At 66.8% G+C, this 13895-nt stretch carries 15 protein-coding genes and 1 riboswitch; of the genes, 3 read left to right on the top strand and 12 right to left on the bottom strand.

The features are described 5' to 3' along the window. From EWM63_RS03815 to EWM63_RS03760, 12 genes are all read right to left on the bottom strand, one after another. Positions 1-975: a type II secretion system F family protein gene (locus EWM63_RS03815; RefSeq protein ID WP_130185354.1), complete on the bottom strand. Its 975-nt coding sequence runs from the start codon at positions 973-975 to the stop codon at positions 1-3. Further along, the gene (locus EWM63_RS03810) at positions 972-2330 is read right to left on the bottom strand and encodes a TadA family conjugal transfer-associated ATPase (RefSeq protein ID WP_130185353.1); all 1359 of its coding nucleotides are present in this window, start codon (positions 2328-2330) and stop codon (positions 972-974) included. The genes EWM63_RS03815 and EWM63_RS03810 overlap by 4 nt, the downstream gene beginning before the upstream one ends. 23 nt (positions 2331-2353) lie before the next feature. Then, positions 2354-3526 carry a CpaE/TadZ family protein gene (locus tag EWM63_RS03805; RefSeq protein WP_130185352.1) on the bottom strand — a complete coding sequence of 391 codons (1173 nt, stop codon included), beginning with the start codon at positions 3524-3526 and terminating at the stop codon, positions 2354-2356. A gap of 9 nt (positions 3527-3535) precedes the next feature. After that, complete coding sequence (locus tag EWM63_RS03800) at positions 3536-3808, bottom strand: hypothetical protein (RefSeq protein WP_130185351.1); 273 nt, start codon at positions 3806-3808, stop codon at positions 3536-3538. Beyond that, positions 3805-5265, bottom strand: coding sequence for a type II and III secretion system protein family protein (locus EWM63_RS03795; protein ID WP_130185350.1), 1461 nt, complete (start codon positions 5263-5265; stop codon positions 3805-3807). The genes EWM63_RS03800 and EWM63_RS03795 overlap by 4 nt, the downstream gene beginning before the upstream one ends. Before the next feature lie 9 nt (positions 5266-5274). Continuing rightward, entirely contained in the window at positions 5275-6126 is an 852-nt protein-coding gene (gene cpaB, locus EWM63_RS03790; RefSeq protein WP_130185349.1) for a Flp pilus assembly protein CpaB, read from the bottom strand. After that, entirely contained in the window at positions 6116-7516 is a 1401-nt protein-coding gene (locus tag EWM63_RS03785) for a DUF8689 domain-containing protein (protein ID WP_229487714.1), read from the bottom strand. Before EWM63_RS03785 ends, cpaB begins: the two co-directional genes overlap by 11 nt. Further along, positions 7513-8079 carry an A24 family peptidase gene (locus tag EWM63_RS03780; protein ID WP_130185347.1) on the bottom strand — a complete coding sequence of 189 codons (567 nt, stop codon included), beginning with the start codon at positions 8077-8079 and terminating at the stop codon, positions 7513-7515. Before EWM63_RS03780 ends, EWM63_RS03785 begins: the two co-directional genes overlap by 4 nt. A gap of 102 nt (positions 8080-8181) precedes the next feature. Next, positions 8182-8349 (bottom strand): Flp family type IVb pilin, encoded by a 168-nt coding sequence (locus tag EWM63_RS03775; protein WP_130185346.1) that lies wholly within the window; start codon positions 8347-8349, stop codon positions 8182-8184. A 32-nt stretch (positions 8350-8381) separates the two neighbouring features. Beyond that, on the bottom strand, positions 8382-8588 hold the full coding sequence (locus EWM63_RS03770; RefSeq protein ID WP_130185345.1) for a hypothetical protein: 207 nt from the start codon (positions 8586-8588) through the stop codon (positions 8382-8384). Positions 8589-8661: 73 nt separating this feature from the next. Further along, complete coding sequence (locus tag EWM63_RS03765) at positions 8662-9327, bottom strand: response regulator (protein ID WP_130185344.1); 666 nt, start codon at positions 9325-9327, stop codon at positions 8662-8664. 31 nt (positions 9328-9358) lie between these two features. Then, the gene (locus EWM63_RS03760; protein ID WP_130185343.1) at positions 9359-11017 is read right to left on the bottom strand and encodes a sensor histidine kinase; all 1659 of its coding nucleotides are present in this window, start codon (positions 11015-11017) and stop codon (positions 9359-9361) included. A gap of 137 nt (positions 11018-11154) precedes the next feature. Here EWM63_RS03760 and EWM63_RS03755 point away from each other — a divergent pair, with 137 nt between their 5' ends. From EWM63_RS03755 to EWM63_RS03745, 3 genes are read left to right on the top strand one after another with little or no spacing between them, the layout of a single operon-like run. Further along, on the top strand, positions 11155-11619 hold the full coding sequence (locus EWM63_RS03755; protein ID WP_130185342.1) for a TadE/TadG family type IV pilus assembly protein: 465 nt from the start codon (positions 11155-11157) through the stop codon (positions 11617-11619). Then, a complete protein-coding gene (locus tag EWM63_RS03750; protein WP_130185341.1) occupies positions 11616-12233 on the top strand; it encodes a TadE/TadG family type IV pilus assembly protein in 618 nt (205 codons plus the stop codon). Before EWM63_RS03755 ends, EWM63_RS03750 begins: the two co-directional genes overlap by 4 nt. Beyond that, complete coding sequence (locus EWM63_RS03745; RefSeq protein ID WP_130185340.1) at positions 12233-13546, top strand: VWA domain-containing protein; 1314 nt, start codon at positions 12233-12235, stop codon at positions 13544-13546. Before EWM63_RS03750 ends, EWM63_RS03745 begins: the two co-directional genes overlap by 1 nt. An 84-nt stretch (positions 13547-13630) precedes the next feature. Further along, positions 13631-13840: riboswitch (cobalamin riboswitch) on the top strand. Positions 13841-13895 lie beyond the last annotated feature (55 nt).

The following is a 13895-nucleotide window of genomic DNA, read 5'->3' as shown; positions in this document are numbered from 1 at the left end:
TCACACGCGGATGCGGATGATCTTGCGGATCGCCAGCACGCCGATGACCATCATCAGCGCGGCAATGCCGACCAGCTTGCGGCCGCCAGGGTCGGTGGCCAGCACGGACATCGATTCCGGATTGGCCGCATACATCATGGCGCCCGCGCCGAACGGCAGCAGGCACAGGATCCAGGCCGACATGCGGCCTTCGGCCGACAGCACCTGCACCTGCCCCAGCAGGCGGTGGCGGTCGCGGATGATGGCGCTGATGGAGGACAGCAGTTCCGTCAGGTTGCCGCCCGTCTCGCGCTGGATCAGCACGGCCACGACGAAATACTGCAGGTCCATGCTGGGCACGCGCTGGGCCAGGTTGTTCAGGGCGTCGCCCATGCCGATGCCGAAGTTCACTTCGTCGAACGCCGCCTTGAATTCCTCGCCGAGCGGCGCGGCGATCTCGTCGCCGACCAGCTTCACGGCGGTGGGGAACGCGTGGCCGGCACGCATGGCGCGGCTCATCATGTCCAGCGCTTCGGGCAGCTGGCGCTCGAAACGGGCAAGGCGCCGCTCGCGTGCGCGCCCCAGGTGCAGCAACGGCAGGCTGGCGCCCGCCGCGCCGGCCAGTGGCAGGGCGTAGAGCGGCAAGGCCAGCCAGGCCGCAAGCAGCGCGCCGGCCAGGAAGCCCACGGTACAGTAAGCCACCAGGCGCGCCGCCAGGTAGCGCGCCCCGGCCTGCATCAGCATGCGGTCCAGCAGGCGGATGCCGGGCAGCCGGCGCAGCAGCGCATCCACCTCGGCGCTCTCGCTGAGCCGGCGCTCCTTGACGATGGTGACGTCGGATTCCCGTATTTCGCCGCCGATGATGCCGCGCAGGCGGCGCGCCACGCGCTCTGCCTCCGGGTCGCGGTGCGCCATCCAGCCCGTGTAGACACCCCAGACCAGCAGCGCCACGGCGGCGAACAGCAGCACCACGAACAGCGCGAACGTGGTGTTCATCGCGCGATTTCCATGCGCGGTTCGAACACGGCCGGCGACAGCGTCACGCCGAACGTGCGCAGCCGCTCGGAGAACCGTGGCCGCACGCCGCTGGCCGTGAAGTGGCCCTGCACGGCGCCGTCGTCGGTCACCCCGGTCTGCTTGAACGAGAAGATCTCCTGCATCGTGATGACATCGCCTTCCATGCCCGTCACCTCGGAGATCGACAGCACCTTGCGCTTGCCGTCGGTCAGGCGCGATACCTGCACCACGACGCCGACAGCGGAACTGATCTGCTGGCGCATCGCCTTCGCCGGCAGCGTGGCGGCCGCCATGCTCACCATGTTTTCCAGGCGCGTCAGCGCATCGCGCGGGGTATTCGCGTGGATCGTCGCCATCGAGCCTTCGTGGCCCGTGTTCATCGCGCCCAGCATGTCCAGCGCCTCGGCGCCGCGCACCTCGCCCAGGATGATGCGGTCCGGGCGCATTCGCAGCGCATTGCGCACCAGCGCGCGCTGCGTGACTTCGCCCTTGCCCTCGATATTGGCGGGGCGCGTTTCGAGGCGCACCACGTGCGGCTGCTGCAGCTGCAGTTCGGCGGCGTCTTCCACCGTGACGATGCGCTCGTTCTGGCTGATGAAGCCGGAGATCACGTTCAGCATCGTGGTCTTGCCGCTGCCCGTGCCGCCCGAGATCAGGATGTTCACCTTGGCCTTGCCCAGGCCCTGCAGCACCTCGGCCATGTCGGCCGTCATGCTGCCGTAGGAGACCAGGTCGGCCAGGCGCAGCGGGTCGGCCGAGAAGCGCCGGATCGACATCACCGGGCCGTCGATCGCCAGCGGCGGGATGATGGCGTTGACGCGCGAGCCGTCCGGCAGGCGCGCATCGACCATCGGGCTCGATTCGTCGATACGGCGGCCCACGCGCGACACGATCTTGTCGATGATCTTCATCAGGTGCGCATCGTCGGTAAACGTCACGTCGGTCAGCTCCAGGCGGCCGCGCCGTTCCACGTACACCTGCTTGTGCGTGTTGACGAGGATGTCGGACACGGTGGGGTCTTCCAGCAGCGGCTCCAGCGGGCCGAAGCCGAGCATCTCGTTCTGGATGTCGCGCGTGAGGGTCTTGCGCTCGGCATCGTTGATGACCACCATCTCTTCCTCGAGCAGGCGCTCGACGAGGATGCGCAGCTCCTGGCGGATCTGGTCCTGCGACAGGCGCTGCATGCTTTCCAGGTCGATCCGGTCGAGCAGGGCTTCATGGATGCGGCTCTTGAGCTGGTGATAGGCGCGGTTGTCGATCGCGCCGCGCTGCGCGGTGGGGCGCGGCGCGCCATTGCCGAGGCGTTCGCGCAGGGAAGAGGAGGGCATGTTCATCGTGTGCTTTTCCTAAGTGCCGCTCAGGCGGCGCGGCGCCCGAACAGGCGCGAGATCAGGCTGCCGGCCTGCTGCGGTGTGGCTTCCCCGGTGAGGCCGCGGGCCATGTCTTCGAGCGCCGCCGACAGGGGGCTGTCGGGCACCAGGCGCGTCACCGGCACGCCCTGGTTGACGGACTTCGCGGCCGCGTCGTAATGGTTCGGCATCGTGCGCAGCACGTTCGTCTCGAACGCATCCTCGAGATCCTTCAGGCGGATATCGCTGTTCTTGTCGTGCCGGTTGACGATCAGTTCGATCTTGTCCTTGCCGTAGTCCAGGTTGCGGAACACGGTCAGCAGGCGCTTGCCGTCGCGGATGTACGGCAGCGTCATCTGCAGCACCGGGTAGATCGTGTCGGCATGGTCGAGCGCGCGGATGCTCACCGGGTCCAGGCTGCGGCCCACGTCCAGCACGATGAAGTCGTACTGGCGGCGTGCCAGCTTGACGATGGCGTCGATGTGCTCGGGCTTCACGTCGCTCGCGTGGGCGGGGTCCGAAGGCGCCGCCAGCACGCTGTAGTTCGGCGTCACGCTGACCATACTCGAGGCGAGGAACGACGGATCGAGACGGTGGATCTGCGTGGCCACGTCCGACAGGGTCGCCAGCGGCTTGATGTCGGAAACGAACAGCGACGCATCGCCGAACTGCAGGTTCATGTCGATCAGCGCCACGCGCTTGGTGCCGCCGGCGGAGAGTGCGTAGGCCAGGTTCGTGGCCAGGAAGGTGGAACCGCTGCCGCCCTTGCAGGAAATGAAGGCCAGCACCTTGCCGTTCGTGCCGCCCTGCGTGCCCAGCTTCTCGGCCACGCGGTCGAGCGCCTGTTCCAGCGCGGCGGCGGCCGGATTCGCCGGCAGCACTTCGCGCACGCCGGCGCGCATGGCGCGCAGCAGGAATTCCTGCGACAGGTCGCCCGTCAGCACGATGAACGCCATTCGCGGGAACAGGTGGCCGAGGCGCTCGAGCTGGTCCAGCTCCCCTTCGTCGGCGCGCGGCTGGTCCACCACGAGCACGTCGGGCACGGCATCGTCGGCCAGCGTGGTCAGGCGTGCCGGCGTGCCGGCGATCATGTCTACCTCGTCGGTGCCGGGGCGGTTGCGCAACTGGCGCGCCACCTCGATCAGGTGGCGGTCGTCACGCGACAGGACTGCGATTTTCATGTTGTTTCCTTACTTTCCGCCGAGGCCCGAACCGATCATTGCGCTGTCGCCTTGCGGCGTCGGCGTCACGTACGATCGCTGGTAATTGGCATAGCCCGCCATCGCGGCCGCTGCATCCGTTCCCCGCTCTGGCCGGGGCTGGGCCGGAACCACCTGGCTGGCCATGATGGCGCGCACGGTGGCGCCGGTGCCGGCCGGGTGCCGCGTCGCGCAGCCGCTCATGGCCGCGAGGCATGCCACGGTCACGGCGGCAGTACGGAAAAAATTAAGGAAGGTCTTCATGGTTGCTCCTTCGAAGCGGGAGTGGCGGCAGGCGCCGGACGGGCGCTGCCTTCGTGCTGGCCGCCGATGAGGAACTGGGCGCGGCTCGGCTGCACGTAGTCGTCCGTCGGCAGGCGCGGTGCGGCCGGCAGAGGCTTGGCCAGGTGCGGCGTCACGATGAAGACCAGCTCGGTGCGGTCGTTCTGGAAATCGCTGCTGCGGAACAGCGTGCCCAGCACGGGAACGTCGCCCAGGAACGGGAAGCGCTTGATGTTGCTCGTCACGTTGTTGCGGATCAGGCCACCGATGGCGAAGCTCTGGCCATCCTGCAGCTGCACCGTGGTGCTGGCGCGGCGCGTGGTGAACGCGGGCAGGATCGCCGTGGCCCCCGTCGTGCTGCTGCTGATGCCGATGCCTTCGCGGTTCAGTTCCGACACTTCCGGCGCCACGCGCAGGTTGATACGGCCGCCGGCCAGCACGGTCGGCATGAACTTCACGGCCACGCCGTATTCCTTTTCTTCCAGCGTGATGGTGTTGCCGCCGGTGGCCGAACTCTGCGCCACCGGAATGAAGATCTTGCCGCCCGCCAGGAAACTGGCTTCCTGGCCGCTGATCGCCATCACGGTGGGTTCGGCCAGGATCTTCACGAGGCCATCGCGTTTCTGTCCGTCGATCACCAGCTGCGTGGTCGCGTTCTTCATGGCGCCCAGCACGTTGCCCGTGTCCGCCAGCAGGCTGGAGGCGATGCCGTAGGTCCAGCTGCCGTTGGTCTTGGTGAAGCCCAGGTTGGCGCCCAGTTGGTCGACCAGCGATTTCGACACTTCGGCGATCTTCACTTCCAGCAGCACCTGCTGCGGTGCCGCCACGGCCAGCATGTTCAGCACTTTCGACGCGTTCGACGACGATGCGGCCGCCGCGCCGGCACCGGGCGCCGATGCCGCGCCCACGCCGCTGGCGGGCGGGCTGCCCGCGCCGGCGGCCGAGGCCTGCGCGCTTTCCTGGAACGCGCTGGCCAGCGCCACGAGCTGGCTGGCCACGGCGGAGTCGCTCACCATGCCGGACAACACCAGCGCATTGCCGGTGCTGTCGATGCGCACGTCCTTCTCCGCCGGGAACAGCGCGGCGAACTGGGTGCGCAGCGGCGCCGTGTCGATCGCCACGGCGATGTCGAACACGGTGGAGCGGCCGTCGCGACCCGACACGATCAGGTTCGTCGTGCCCACGCTGCGCGCCACGATCACCACTTCGCTGGCATTGGGCACGACCACGTTGGCGATCTCGGGGGCGCCCACGGTCACCTGGGCCGCCGGCGTGCAGAAGCGCTTGAGCGTGGACTTGCCGCGCACCAGCTGCAGCGTCTGCGCGTCGCTGCCACCGCGCAGGTCGATGCAGTCCTGCGCGGCCAGGCTGGTGCCCGCGACCAGCGCGAGGGCGCCGGCCAGCAGGGCCTTGTTGCGTACTTGGGGAAGATGTTTCATGACAGGCTCTTAATGAATGGCTTGCGGCGCGGCGTCGAGGCCGCGGATCACGAGTACACCTTCGGTCCGGCGTACGGGAGTGGGAGCGGGGGCGGCCGTGCGCGGTGGCGCCTCGGCACGCACGGGGGCAGGGGCCGGAGCCGCCGGTTTCAGCGGCGGCAGGCCCAGCACGGATTCGCGCGTGGCGCCGGCCGTGTTGGCCGGCTGCGGGTCGACCTGGTTGCGCAGCACCAGCGACAGCGAACCGATGCTGCGTGCCAGGTCGAGCTTTTCCACCTGGTCCGGCGCCAGTTCCAGCGTCACGGCGTTGACCACGCGGGGCTTGGTGTCGTCGCGGTTCGATTCCTGCGCCACGGCCAGCACGAGGATGCGTTCCAGCACGATCTTCGAGATCGACTGCTCGCGGGCGCCCGCATCGCTGGCCGCGGTTTGCAGGTTGACGAGGATATCGACGTAGTTGCCCGGCAGCGCGAAGCCTGCCACGCCCACCACGTCGTTCACGCGCACCGTCATGGCGCGCTTGCCCTCTGCGACCACGGCGGACAGGCCGCCGGTGGTGCCCGGCGGCGCCAGCTTCGATTCGAGCACGGGTTCACCCTTGGCGATGTCGGCACGGGTGACGCGGCCGGCCAGCAGCTTCGGGTCGGTGACCGCGCCGGCCGGCACGGAGCCGGGCGGCCAGTCCACCATCTGCACGCTGGCGGCTTCCAGGCGGCTGCCCTGGCCGACATCGGCGGCGGCCACGGCCACGCGCGTGCCCACCGTACTCTGTTCATTCATCCACTTGGCGGCCACCAGCACGGCGGCCAGCGCCAGGAACAGCGCCACGCCAACGATCAGCAGCGATCGGCTATTTCGCATCGAGATTCTCCAGTCGGGTTTCATGCGTGCCGCGGTCGCGGCGTTCGAGTTCGAGCGGGCAGCCATGCTGGCTGCCCGCGGCAAAGTAGTTGTCCCAGGCCCAGTCCAGCGTGCGGCGGCTCAGTTCCGGTACCCGGTCCTCGTAGCGGGCCAGGTCGCGCAACTGCCGCACCAGGTCGCGCGGGTAGCAGGCCAGCAGGGGCACGCCGTGTTCACGGTGGCAGTCCAGCAGGTAGGCGAATGCGTCGGCGAATACCTGGCCGTCGGCGCCGATACCGGCCTGTGCGCAGGCCTGGCGGAACAGCTGCGCGTATTCGTCGTTCGACGCTGGCGGCACTTCGATCTTGTAGCCCAGCCGGCGCAGGAACGCGCCATCGCTGAGCCGGTGCGGCACGAAGTTCGACGAGAACACCACGATCACGTCGAACGGCACCTGGAAGGTGTGGCCGGTGTGCAGCGTGAGGTAATCGACGTTGCGGTCCATCGGTACGATCCAGCGGTTCATCAGCGCCTCGGGCGAGCAGCGCTGGCGCCCCAGGTCGTCGATGATGAAGATGCCGTTATTCGATTTCAGGTGCGGTGGCGCCTGGTACAGGCGGGTGTGCGGGTCGAAGCGCAGATCGAGTATGTCCAGCGTCAGTTCGCCGCCGGCCAGCGCCGCGGGGCGGCGCACGCCGCGCACCCAGCGCATGTCGGGTGCCGTGCCGCGGTCGATGCCCGTGCTCGCGGCCACGGCGTCGCTGGCCGTGGCATCGGCACAATGCGTGTGCTGGACGCTGTCGAAGAACGGGATCACTTCGCCGTCCACCATCAAGGCGTAAGGCACGGCGATCGTGCCGGTCAGCAGGTCGCGCAGCCGCTCGGCCAGGTAGGTCTTGCCGCTGCCGGCCTGGCCGTGCAGGAACAGCGCGCGGCCGGAATTCATCGCCGAACCCAGTTGCGCCAGCACGCGCGGATTGGCCACGATGCCGTCGAACGCGGCGGCCATGTGCGCACGCGTGACGTGCACGCCGGCCACGCTTTGCGCCTGCACCTGCGCCGTGTAGGCGGCCAGCGTCACCGGCGCCGGGCCGGCGTAGGCATTGCGGCCCAGCGCTGCGGCGGCGCGCTGGCGGCCGCCTTCCGTCAGCAGGTAGGAAATGTCGGCATCGGTGCCGCTGTTGCCCGTGCGGGCCACTTCGCACAGCTTTTCGGCGCGCAGGAAATGGATCAGGGGATCGATGACGCCCACGCCCAGCTTCAGGTGCGATGCCAGTTCCGGCAGGCGCATCTGGCCGCGCTGGTGCAGCACCTTCGCCACCAGTTCGGCAAGGAACAGGAAGGGAAGGCCGGTCTCTTCCACCGTGCGGGGCGCGCGCGCCTCGGCCGGTGCGGGCGGCAGTGCGCTCACAGCGGCAGCTCCCCGAATGCGCGCAGCCATGCCAGGCAGGCCACCGTGCCGGCGGCGATCGCCACGGCATACGGCAGCCGCCCGCTCGGCGTGGGCAGGGCGAGGCCACCCTGCATTTGCGACAGGCCGGCGTGCAGCACGGTCTGGTACGTACTGTTCAGGATGCGACGCAGGATGCCCTGGCGGGCCGCCACGGCCAGTGCCAGTACGCCACCGGCCAGCAGCGAGGCAATGCCCACCGCGGCGATATCGCCGGCGCCCATGAAGGCACCGACCATCGCCAGCATCTTTGCATCGCCCGCGCCCATCAGGCCGAACGCATACATTGGCAACAGGATGGCCAGGCCGATGCCCAGGCCGCCCAGCGCGGAGGCGATGCCCAGGCCGCCCATCGGCGTGCCGAACAGGCCCGCGCCGGCCGGCAGCAGCGCATGCAGCGCCAGCCCCAGCAGCGCACCCGGGAACACGATGGCGTTCGGGATGCGGCGCGCGCGCACGTCATGCCACACGGCGAGGGCGAGCAGGGCGAGCAGCAGGAGAAGCGGAAGCTGGGATGGAAGCATCGTCAAGTTTGATGGTTTGGAAAATGCGGGCTGCAAATAAAAATCCGGAACGGGCGAACCCGTTCCGGACCTGGGGTGGCGCCGTGGCGGGCCAGCCGGGAATCAGCCCTTGTCGACCGTTGCGCCGATGCGGCCGAACAGGCTCGAGATCTTGCCGCCCAGCGTGTTGAACGCGACGATGACGACGCCGGCGATGACTGCGGCGATCAGTGCGTACTCGATTGCCGTGACGCCGTCTTCTTCCTTGATGAAGTTCTTGATGAATTGCATGATGTATCCTTGACGATGATGTTGGTGGGTGCTTATGCGCCAGCCCAGGCGGCCATGACCGCGATGAGGCCGACGACCGCAACGAGAACCGACAGCACCACGCAGGGCATGGTCGGATTCGCCGTACGTTCGTACTGCTGTTCCGGGAAGTCTTCCTTGTCGTGCACGTTCGCTCCAGTTCGGTTGCCGTCGCGCCGCTTGAATGTGGCGCAGCGCATGAACAGCATCGTACCGGTCACCCCTTTCCCGCACATCCGTCAAAGCTCCCCTTTTGCGTAGGAGGTTGCGGCATGCCGGCATGGGACATATGTCCTATGCCTCCAGCCCCAGGCCGTGCCGGGTCGCGTACATATATAGCTCGAGGCGGTTGGCCACATCCAGCTTGGCGTAGATGGCCGTCAGGTGGTTGCGCAGCGTGCGCTCGGAAATGAACGCGCGCTCGGCCAGCTCCTTGTTCAGCGCGCCGTTGCCCTGCACGATCATGCCGATCACCTCGCGCTCGCGTGATGTCAGCGAGGCGATGCGCTGCGCTTCCGGGTTCGCGGCGGCCGGTGCAGGCGCCACGAGCTGCCCGAGCAGCGCCTGCATCAGTGGCTGATCCAGCCACAGTTCGCCGCCATGCACCTTGCGCACGGCCGCCAGCACGTCCTCCGTGGGCGACTCCTTGCTGACCACGCCCCGCGCGCCCAGCTTGACGGCACCGGCCAGCGTGGCGTGATCGCGGTTGGCGGACAGGATCACCACTTTCGTCACGCCGTTGGCCACCAGGGCGGGCAGGATGTCGAGCGAACTGCTGCCCTTCAGGTCCAGGTCGAGCAGCACCATGTCGGGCGTGTGCCGGGCGCACAGCGCCGTGGCTTCCTGCGCGTCGCTGGCGGAAGCCACCAGCGCGAACGCGGGGGCCTCGGCCTGGATCAGGCGTTCCAGGCCCCACAGCATGGTCTTGTGGTCGTCGACCAGCATGATGCGGATGGTCATGTGTGTTCCAGTTCTCTTGTCGGTATAAATGTCAAAGCGGCATGCGCACGCGGATCACGGTTTCGCCCGGGGACGGTTCCACCGCCAGCTGCCCGCCCAGCGAGAACACGCGCTCGGCCAGCGACACAGGCAGGAATGGCGCGCAGGGCGTGCCGCCATCGGCCGGATTGACGATGTCGATCGCCAGGTGACCCGCCTCTTCGCTCATTTGCACGTGCGCGGTGCGCGCGTGGGTGTGCTTGCAGATATTGCTGATGCCTTCGCTGACAACCTGGAACACCTCGGCGGCCATGCGGTCGCTGATCAGCGGCGCGTGCTGCGCATCCAGCGTCACGTCCACGTCGAAGAACGAGCGCACCTTGGCCAAGTGGCGCTTCAGCGCGATCTGCAGCTCCGGTTCCTCCTGCCGGCCATTGCGGAAACGGTGCGCGAACTGGCGCATGTCGCCGATCACTTCCGTGCACATCGCCACGAGGTGGTCGAGTTCGGGCGTCACGGGATTGCCGTCGCCTGCGCCGTTGCGGATAGCCGATACCGCGTTGCGCAAGCCGATATAGGGCTGGATTGTGCTGTCGTGCAAGTCGCGCGCGATGGTTTGGCGCTCGCGAAAGGCCGCTTCCGATGCCAGCCGGTCCAGCAGGTCGATGGTTTCGATCACCGGGAACGCCTGCTGCACGATATGGTTCAGGAACGTGGCATCGGCGCGGCGCAGGCGGTGCGGCGCAGTGACGAAGATGCGGCCGGCGCCCTTGCGCAATGGCAGTGCGGCGCTGATGAAGAAGTCCGTGTCGAGCAGGTCGGCGACGCCGGCGCAGGCGCCCGGGTCGACATCGCCCCAGCGCTCGCCGGCAAGCAGCTGCTCGGCACGGGCCGGCGTGCCGCGATACAGCACCGTGGCGTGTTCGCCCAGTGCCAGCAGGGGCTGTACTGCGTCTTCGCGCATGCTGCTGCGGTTTACCGGGCGCCCGGCCGCGGGGTGGTGCACGGTATTGAGCGTCCAGCGGCCGGCGGCATCCTGCATCAGCAGCACGCACGTGGTGCCGCCATAGAAACGCAGGATCTTTTCCATCAGCGAGTCGAGCGTGTGCTGCACGCCGAAGCGGGGATTGGACAGCCGGCTCACATCGCGCAGCAGCGACAGCCGGCGCCGCTGGTCGATGGCCAGGCCGGCCCAGTAGGCAATCATGTAGCCCAGCGCGAGCACGAACGTGGCGCGCAGCAGCAGCAGCTGGATGGACGACAGGCCCTGCGCCGCCAGCACGGCGATCGTCACCATGGCAGCCGATCCCAGCGTCAGCCGGGCGCCATCGTCGAACCCGCGCTGGAACGATGCCGCCAGTATCGCAAAGAAGAAGAACGAAAAGAACGGGCTCGGGGCACCGCCCGTGGCGTAGATCATCAGGCCATACCAGCCAATGTCGACCCAGTAGATGACGGGGCCATGCCAGAAGCCCGCCCGCACCCTGGCCACGCACAGAAGGACCAGGCTGTGCAGCACATAGGCATGGAAGAACAGCCACGTCCAGACTCCCGTGGCGATGAGGTCGGCCGGCCCGATATACAGCGTGAGCAGGGCGGAAACGGCCAGCAGCATCCGCATGCCGAACACCATCCATGCCTCTGCGTCGGGCGCGGCGGGGCGCCGGAAAGACGGGATTGTCGCTGCTTGCTGCAATGTCTCTTCGTGCATGCCTTTAAATCATTCTTCGTTGTTCTGGCCCGACAGCGGCGCATTTCTCCGGCGATCTCGCTCTACCAGAAGGAAAGTTGCATTGTAGAATCTCAAGCTTACCGCATACAACCGACTCCATCGGCCAAACTTTCCAAATGTTTACGAAACGCCGTCAATCTGGCGCCACACTCGTCGAAATGGCGTTCGTGATGCCGGTATTCCTTCTTGTCTTGCTGGCATTGGTCGAGTTCGGCTTCATGTTCTTCGTCACCCTGACCATGCAGTACGCCGTGCGCGAAGGCGCACGCTATGCGATCACCGGGCAAAAGAACCTGGACCCGAACGCTGCCAGCCAGCAGCGCTACGCGGCCGTCATCCAGAAAATCCGCGACAGCTCGTTCGGCATGTACGAGAAAGTGGGCCCGGTCATTTCCGTCAACGGCACATCGTACAAATCTGAAAGTTACAGCAATGCCATGTTCGGTGGCGCCGGCAGCATCATCGTGCTCAAGCTCGACTGCACGTGGACGGTGACGACACCGCTGATCTCACGGGTATTCACAGACGGCAAATACAGGTTCGCCGTGGCGGCAACGATGCGCAACGAGGTCTTCGAGTGATCCCTTGCCCGCACCTCCCAGCCACGTTGCGCGCGCGCCAGCGTGGCGTCGCCGCCGTCGAATTCGCATTGATCCTGCCGATGCTGCTGATGCTGTTGTTCTGCATGATCGACGCCGCCCGCGCACTGCAGGCCAAGATCATCATGGTCAACATCGGCCGCGAAGGGGCCAACCTGGTGGCGCGCGGCAACATGCCGTTGGAAACGGACAGCCAGGACATCATCTACGCACTGATGGCGAGCGCGCCGCCGCTGGACGTGAACAAGCGGGGCATGGTCTACATCACCCGCGTGATGGGCGTGGTCAAGAGCGGCGTGGCGTCCAGCGTGGTGCTGGACCAGTACCGCTGGGACGACAAGGCACGCGGGCTCGGTTACAACTTCAGCCAGTATGCCCCGGCCAGCAAGGTGTACACGTGCAACGCCTGGAGCACGGCGGCGTGCACCGGCATCAGCAGCACGTCGCGGCCGGGCACCACCATCATGAACGGCCAGCTGGACGACGGCGAGGTGGTGTACGTGGTTGAAACCTTCTACAACTTCGACATGCTGCTGACTGGCCAGTTCAACGTGCCCACCTTCGGGCCTGACCTGTATTCGATGACGATATTCTGATGACTCCACTCCTGAAACGGCAGCGCGGCGCCGTTGCCATCATGGTCGCGCTGGGCATGATGGTGCTGCTGGCCGTGGCCGGTCTCGCCATCGACACGGGCCTGGCCTACCTGGTCAAGGCACGCCTGAACGCGGCCGTCGACTCGGCCGCGCTGGCCGGGGCGCGCGCCGTCACGGCCGGGAACACGCAGTCGGAACAGACGGCCAGCGCGCAGGCGGCGGCGAAGCAGTTCTTTGAAGCGAACATTCCCGCGTCATATCTGATGTCCAGGCCGAAGCTGCTGAGCACCTCGGTCGTGTTCAACGCGGGCGAGGTGACGATCGACGTGAAGGCCGATGCGCCGATGCCCGTGTCGATCATGCAGCTGATGGGTTTCAAATCGTTGACACCCGTCGCCTCTGCGCAGACCGTGCGCCGGGACCTGGACATGGCGTTCGTGATCGATACGTCCAGATCACTGATCGATGTAGGTCCAACGGTCAGGACATCGGCCAAGAGCTTCCTGAACAAGTTCAATGTCACGCAGGACCGGGTCGGGCTGGTGCATTTTTCTTCCGGTGCCGTGATGGATTATCCGATCTTCAAGTCGGCCCGTGGCTTCCAGCGCGACGCGATGCTGTCGACCATTTCGGGCTTTGTTTTCGACGGCGGCACTTCGTCGTTCGAAGGGATGCGACGCGCGCGCGATGACCTGAACGCGATCCCGCCCCTTAACCGATCCAGCCTGCGCGTGATCGTGTTCTTCTCGGACGGCGCACCCACGTCGTTCGGCGTCAACCTGCCTTTCGGCACCTGCAACAGGCCGGGTGTCGTCGACTCGGTCGGGGTGGGGCTCTTGCGGCTGGACGCCCAGTACGAATATGTCAGCAATGCCTGCACGCTGAGCAGCCAGGCATGGAACACGCTCAAGAAGCTGCCGAAGTACTACAACGCCGTCGATACGGCTTCCACGGAGTGGAAAGTCCAGACCCTGTCGCCGCGCCCGGTAGTGGAGGATATCGGCGATGCAACGAAGTTCAAGCAGAACGTCGGCAACGCCGCGCGCAACCTGGCCGAAGCTGTCGCGGCCAAGGCACGGGATGACAACATCTTCGTGTTCACACTGGGCATGGGCGAAGGACTGAAGGACAAGAACGCCGATGGCGAAACGGGCGAAGCCGTGCTGAAATGCATGGCCAACGTGGCCGATGGCCCATCGCGCTGCTACAACGCCAACAAGAACGTCGGCATGTACTGCTACGCGGCCACGGAGGCCGACCTGACACCATGCTTCTCCAAGCTGGCGTCGGCCATCCTGCGCATTTCCAAATAACGCGCGGCGACCGCCCCCCGTGCCCGCCGCCTTCGCACCACGCGAGCGGCGGTACCAAAATGCTATGCCATCGCAATGCATTTCGGTTACTATGCGCGCTTGGGTGCGCTCTTCCCGTTCGGGGAGGGCGTTAAACGGGAAACCGGTGAAGCCGCCACGCGCGGCCATTCCGGTGCAGCCCCCGCTGCTGTAAGCCTGACGGATTCCGCCTATTAGCCACTGCGATTAATCGCGGGAAGGCGCGGATGAAGGATGACGGCGAGCCAGAATACCGGCCCAAGCAAGTCAGCACCATTCCCCGGGGTGACGGGAAGCCGCTGTCGAAGCGGCGCCGTGCCTGGCCCCGTCT

It is taken from the genome of Pseudoduganella lutea, from assembly GCF_004209755.1.
GTDB lineage: Bacteria > Pseudomonadota > Gammaproteobacteria > Burkholderiales > Burkholderiaceae_D > Rugamonas > Rugamonas lutea.
This window is presented reverse-complemented; position numbering and strand designations above follow the sequence as displayed.